Origin of the sequence: Eubacterium aggregans (assembly GCF_900107815.1) — a bacterium.
Taxonomy (GTDB): Bacteria; Bacillota; Clostridia; order Eubacteriales; family Eubacteriaceae; genus Eubacterium_O; species Eubacterium_O aggregans.
In genome coordinates this window covers 136464-142698 of the sequence record NZ_FNRK01000005.1, presented here as the reverse complement: position 1 = coordinate 142698, position 6235 = coordinate 136464, and the positions used below count along the sequence as shown (strand labels likewise).

Here is a 6235-nt window from a genome sequence, read left to right as displayed (position 1 = left end):
TCATTTGTTTGCCTTCCCACACCTTACTAACACACCTGCCTATTATTCATTATAAATCCTTCGGATTTTTGTCTTGACAAGCGCACCATTATAATAACCCGTTGACTCTGACATGGTGTGAGGCATTATGATAATGGTGAGCTCAACAAAACACACGTGTGGAGGAATCGAATGTTAAAAATTGGTGATTTTTCAAAACTATCCAGGGTCAGCATTCGGATGCTGCGCTACTACGATGATAATGGACTGCTAAAGCCTGCGACCACCGATACCTTTACGGGATATCGGTATTACAGTGAGGATCAGCTTCCCATCATTGGGCGTATCGTGGCACTTCGGGATATGGGATTCGGATTAGCGGCAATCCACGAGATATTGGACTGCTACGAAAACCGCTCCCAGCTTGAAAAATGTCTGCACATTAAGCGGGCGGAGCTGTCCGTACTGCAAGAAGAAACAGACAAGCGTTTGCGACTCCTGGATACAGCCATTGAAAGGCTGAGAAAGGACGAAAAAATGGACTATGATGTCAGTATTAAAACCCTGCCCGAGCGTCAGGTCGCCAGTGTGCATCGGATTATTCCCAGTTACGACCAAGAGGGAATACTGTGGGAGATGATGATGAAGGAAACTGCCGGGATGAATTTAATTCCCGGAGATCCCTGCTATTGCAGCGTTATCTTTTATGATGGAGAGTATAAGGAATCGGATGTCGATGTGGAGGCCCAAAAGACGGTGCGGGGTGCGTATCCCGATACCGACAATGTGCGCTTTAAGAAAATGCCGGCGGTCACCTTTGCCAGTGCAACCTATAAGGGGCCCTATGATTTGATTAATGATGTCAATACTGCAGTGGCGGCTTGGGTAGAGGCCAATGGCTATACCTATGATGGCCCGGCCTTTAATATCTACCATGTCAGCCCCCACGAAACACAGAACCCCGAAGAATATGTTACGGAGGTCTGTTATCCGGTGAAAAAACAATAAATAAGAATACCTGCCATCAAAAGCTCTGCTATCGACGATGGGATAGCAGAGCTTTTGGTTGTGTTGAAGCAGAACCGTTGGGTTAGTGGCGCCAGTACCGAAGGGTAAATAGGGCAGAAGCGCCGATCAGAACACTGCCAGCAATGATGGCTCCCAGGAGGCTGAAGCTGCCACTGGCAGGGAGGGCGAAGCCTGGGTAATTTTTAATGGTCAAGGGGAGAATAGCCGAGGTGCTGGATCCATCACTTCCCAGGGAAGCGGTTCGACCATCTACCGTCGCCTGGGCCTTCCCTGTAGAGCCATCTACTGTGGTGATGACAAGGAGGACGGGCCGCTTAAGGAGCTGATACCCTGGGAGGGTCTGGGTTTCGGTTAGATAATAGGTGCCGGGCCCAATACCTCGAATGGTAATTTTCCCTTGGGCATTGGTTTCCAGTACGGGGCTTCCTCCCGTTTGGGGGACCATGCTGCCGGTATAGGCACCACTGACAACGGGGTTGAATTCGAGGACGGTGCCATCGGAACGGGTGAGGGTAAAGCGGACCCCCGCCAGTTGTGTACTGCTTAAAAGGGAAGCACCTTCACCTAATTTTTCAATATTGAGCCCGTAGGTGTAAAGAATACAGGGTGGGGCTTTAATGGTGCTGGTTAATCCATCCCCGGCACGATAATTGAAAGCCGCTGTATTTTGATTTCCTTTTTGACCCAACAGGGCGTCCGCCGTGGGGACCATGGTGTAATGAATATAGAAATTGGGATTCCATGGTGCTGTCTGAGCCAAAAAGTCACTTGAAAAGTGAATGGTTAATGTTCCTTTATCAAGGTTTTGAGTATAATCGACGCCTTGGGTCAGCCGTGTGCCCTGGGCATTGGTACCGCTATAGATGGCCAGAGTATTGGGCAGGAGGCTCAGTCCAGCATCCGCTGTGTCCGTGATGTCAAGGGCCGTCAGTCCGGCGCTGGGACGCTCCATGGTTAGAGAGAGGCTAACACCCACAGGCTTTCCAATATCGGTACTGAGGCGGGTGCCTCCTTCAGTGGTACTGCCGTCCAGGCGTTTTTGAAGGCTCATGGACAAAGGGCGATAAACCGCATAATATTTGGCATCGCTGTTTTGAATCGTTTGCTCCGGAGCATAGGGGGTTCCCGTTCCATCGGCTTTGGTATTCCACTCTTTAAATTCCAGATAGTTGCCCTGGGCATTAATCGTAGCACCGGGGTTTTGAGCCGGGGCAGCACCGACGGAACGACCGGATAGAATTCCTGAGTTAATGCTAACATAGGGATTCTGGGGTGTGGTTCGAATCGGATCAATGAAGAAGGTGTTGTACACCCGGGCTACGGTGATTTGCAGCTTGGCATCTTCGGCCAAATCCTTATAGGAAAGGACTTCACCATTGTCCAGAGGCTGGGTTGCGTTACAGTTCAGGGTGAGGACCTTGGTTCCACCGGTCAGGGTGGCTAACAGATAATCTCGAAGGATGCTTCCTTTTTCAACCACATACCCGGAGCCATCGGGACTCTTAAAAAGATCATAAGCCGCTTTGGTCAGTTGGTAATGGGTTCCGTCAGGAGAGTCCACAGGGCTGGCCGTCGTCCATCCCGTGGTGGTACTGCCTGAGGATAGGCTAAGGTTCGTCACGGCATAGCGGGGCAGACCATCGCTTCCCGGGACAAGCCGATAGGACAGGTACACGGGGGTGCCATCGTTAAAGGTAGCCTGGGTACTAGAAAATGGCGTAGAACTCAGGCTGGATCCTGTGGTCGAGGCACCGATGAGGGCAGCTTCTGCATTCGGGGTGCCATCAGTATTGACCACAGTAATGGAGACCTGGTGGGTGCTATCCTTTAAAGAAATAATTTTACCGTTTCGAATGAAGCGACCATCAGAAAGCTCCCAAACATAATCCATATAGTAATGGCCGTCCTCCCCCTTGACAAATGGGGTCTGGGCTGTCCATTTTTTATCCAAGGCTGAATAACTTCCATTATCCACAGGGTTTTGAATCCAGCCCTGGAGGGTATTGGATGTAATGACTGTGCCAGCCGCCAGGGTATCTGGTGCGAGTTTAGCCAGCAGGGCATGAATCCGATGACTGGTAAGGGGAGAGGCACCGTCGGCATAGTTCAGGCGTGTGCTGGAATTGGTAGCCTTGTTGTAGGTGTTGTCAAAGGTATATACCGCTTTGTTAGGATCAAATTCCCCAGTATTGGGGTCCATAGCGCCATTGGTGTCCAGAATGGGGGCGGTGCTGTAGGTGAGCACTGGCGTCGTTATTGAAGGAACTCCCCGATGGTCATAGGTTGAACCAATGGATTGTTGGACATCGGCACCGGGAGATAGGGTACAGGTGGGAACCAGACGGATTTCCCGTCGGGCAGTTTGATCCCCTTGGGTAACCAGGGCATTGACCCATTCCACTCCGGGTGCCGAATCGACAACGTAGTTTTTTCCACCCAATTGTCCTAGAGTGACAACTGGAAGAGTGCGCTTAAAGGCTGCCCCGGCACCACTACCGATGATGGTTTGGGCTGGACGATAGCCCAGAGAACCGTCGCTTAGGCGGGTGTAGACCCCTAAAGCCCAGGTGAGGTTATCCATGGTCGCCATGGGAAAACGGACCGTAATGTCCCTGACGGTATCGTACACGGTGGTGGGGAGTGCCCGGTTGTTGTACCCGCTGTTCCAAGTATCAAGATAGACAGTGGTGACGGAAGCCAGGGAGTTGGCCTGAACCAGATTGGCATCCTTACCCCAAATGGCTGAATCTCCATCAGAGAAGGCGGTCAGTTGGGGGTAGGAACCCGAATGATAACGCCAGCCCGTGTTATTACTTGAAAAGCCTTTAAATCCAGCGGTGCCTGGGGCTTCCGTCAAACCGGTTTGTCCATCGGCCCCTGTGGTTAGGATACCGATTAGGGTAGTGGTGGGTTGGGTCGATTGGGTATAGCTGTTGCCTCCAAAGCCCTTTTCTCGCATGGCGGAGGTTTGTTTATCATAATAACAATTGGTAAAAACCAACCCATTTCGATAATCTCCGGAAAAGCCACCCTGGGTTCCCGTTTGGCTGGGCAAGGTTTTTAAGGAGCCCACCTCCCCTGCGGCGTAGCAATCGGCAAAGCGATAGGTCGAATTGGTAGTGTTGCCAATGAAACCACCGAGATTGGAGCCAGCGGTAAGGACCCCGACTTGAGCTGTGGTATAGCAGCGGGTAAAGTTTACGGTACCGCTATCTGCTCCAGCGTAAAACCCGCCGACATCCTGGGTACCCTCGCATCGTCCGGTGGTAAAGCAATCGGTGAAGGTGAGGTTGCCCGTGGTTTTATAGCCAAAGAAAGTTCCTGCTTTATCGGCAGAGCAATACACTTTGATATTGGCAAAACATTTTGAAAAGGTGGCTGAAATGGCGTTAGCATTGCCATAACAGCTGGCAAAGCCCCCAGAGTGCCCCCCAGTAATGACATAACCATTGACAACCCCAGTGTTACTGATGGTTTGACCAGTCGTACTGGTTTGAAGGGAAACGGTGGCTCCATGGTTTTTAGCCAGGACATAAGCATTGGTTAAAAAACATCGATCAATTTGGTACCCTCCAAAGGTTAAGATTGAGGCATAAGTATTATTCACCGTCATCGCATTATCAATTCGGATATTACTTAAAACCTGATTGCGAAGGTTCACCGCATCGTGGGAGCCAAAGAGGCTGAGGGGGCGGGTACCGATGCCAGCGTTTGCGGCGGCAGAAGCTAATACGACATTCTTAAATTTGAGGTTTTTAATGGTCGTACCATTTCCCGTCGCTCGGATAAAGCCTGTATCCGAATAAAAATTATAGAGGGTATATTCCTGACCATCAAACTGGATGTTGGTGGTAGCGAAATTGTTGGCATTGGTAGCGTTGGCCAGTGCCGTAAAACGATAGCCATTAAAGTCTAAATCGGCCGTTAAACGAATCCCTTTGTTGTTTAAAGTGGCGGCAGGCAGGTTAAAAACCGCCTGAAGTTCACCAGGAGTAGCGACATTGTACCACAGGCGGGTACCATCGGAAACGGGTGTTGGAACGATGCCGACTTGGCCATTCCAGGGAGTAATGCCCGAAACGGATTGAGGAAAAGCGCCCTGGGTATTGTCCAGAAATTCCTGCTGGGCCAAGGTCCATTCATCATTATACTTGGTGTAGAGGGCATCACCACTGCCGACGTTTATATAATTCATGGCAAATAAATCAGATGGTGCCGTGGCGGTTAGTTGTCCGTTGGCATCCACACCAGCGTTTACTGAACCGGGAAAAAGGCAGAAAATCGCCATGAGTATTAAGATCGTTACGCTTGTGTGGACAGAGAATAAAATAGAAGATTCCAGTGATTTCATAGCTTTTTCCTTATCTGTTCAGGGGTAACCCTGGAATAACTACTTGCGCCGAAAAAGAAGGATTCCACATCCAATGAATAAAATCGTTCCAAGGATGAGAACCATGGAGTAAAGCTGCCAAAAGGTGAGGGTGAAGGACTCTTTCGGCGGTTCTGGCATTCTTTGGCTCTCGGAAATGCGGCTTCCTTGAACCAGGAGACGCTGGGAGTTGATACCCGGCGGGGTACAAGTCACCAGGGTCACTAAATCTTCTCCCGGCTGGATGCGGAGATCCCCAAGGTCCTGGGGATCGACAATCTTCTTTTGGCGAACCTGATAGGCGAGATGTTCACCGATGATATCCAGGTAAAAGACATCCCCGACTTTAAGACCATCAAGGTCCGTAAAAATCCTGGCACCGGGAAGTCCGGCATGGCCAGAGATGACTGCATGGGTATCCCTCCCTCCCACGGGGAGGGAGGTGTTTTCTAAATGGCCGACTCCCGTTGATAGCACGGAATCAGAGGTGCCATGATAGATGGCTTCCGATACGGAGATGGATGGAATGGATAAAATTCCCATAATACTGTTACCTTTGGGATTGAGTAAATCGCGGTAGGGCGTTTCCAGAGTGCGCAGGACATCAGGATCGAAGGGGTCGGTAAGAACCGCGCTATCGGCCAGGGTGCTGTTGTAGGTTCGGGCATCGGAAAGGACTGCTTGCCGTTCGGCTTCAGAAAGTGCTGCCACGGCTGAGTCGTATTGCCCCCATACCTTGTCCTGCTGTCTGTCCCTCAGGGCGTTGCTAATGGCGGGATAAGCCAAAAGGGCCAGCCCTGAGAGCAGGCAGATGAACAGGAGTGCTGGAACAAGTTTTTTCTTCATGGCAGGTATCCT

At 50.7% G+C, this 6235-nt stretch carries 3 protein-coding genes; 1 reads left to right on the top strand and 2 read right to left on the bottom strand.

Annotation, left to right across the window (positions count from 1 at the left end; genetic code table 11):
• The first annotated feature begins 171 nt into the window (after window positions 1–171).
• Complete coding sequence (locus tag BLW33_RS04550) at window positions 172–987, top strand: MerR family transcriptional regulator (protein ID WP_090305713.1); 816 nt, start codon at window positions 172–174, stop codon at window positions 985–987.
• Between the two features lie 82 nt (window positions 988–1069).
• On the opposite strand, the gene BLW33_RS04545 is transcribed toward BLW33_RS04550, so the two are convergent.
• On the bottom strand, window positions 1070–5359 hold the full coding sequence (locus BLW33_RS04545) for a SpaA isopeptide-forming pilin-related protein (protein ID WP_090305709.1): 4290 nt from the start codon (window positions 5357–5359) through the stop codon (window positions 1070–1072).
• 39 nt (window positions 5360–5398) lie between these two features.
• Complete coding sequence (locus BLW33_RS04540; RefSeq protein ID WP_090305706.1) at window positions 5399–6223, bottom strand: class C sortase; 825 nt, start codon at window positions 6221–6223, stop codon at window positions 5399–5401.
• Window positions 6224–6235: the final 12 nt, after the last annotated feature.

Excerpts from the sequence above, each read along its gene's own strand:
- BLW33_RS04550 (WP_090305713.1), top strand. The coding sequence starts at position 172 with ATGTTAAAAATTGGTGATTTTTCAAAACTATCCAGGGTCAGCATTCGG.
- BLW33_RS04545 (WP_090305709.1), bottom strand. The coding sequence starts at position 5,359 with ATGAAATCACTGGAATCTTCTATTTTATTCTCTGTCCACACAAGCGTA.
- BLW33_RS04540 (WP_090305706.1), bottom strand. The coding sequence starts at position 6,223 with ATGAAGAAAAAACTTGTTCCAGCACTCCTGTTCATCTGCCTGCTCTCA.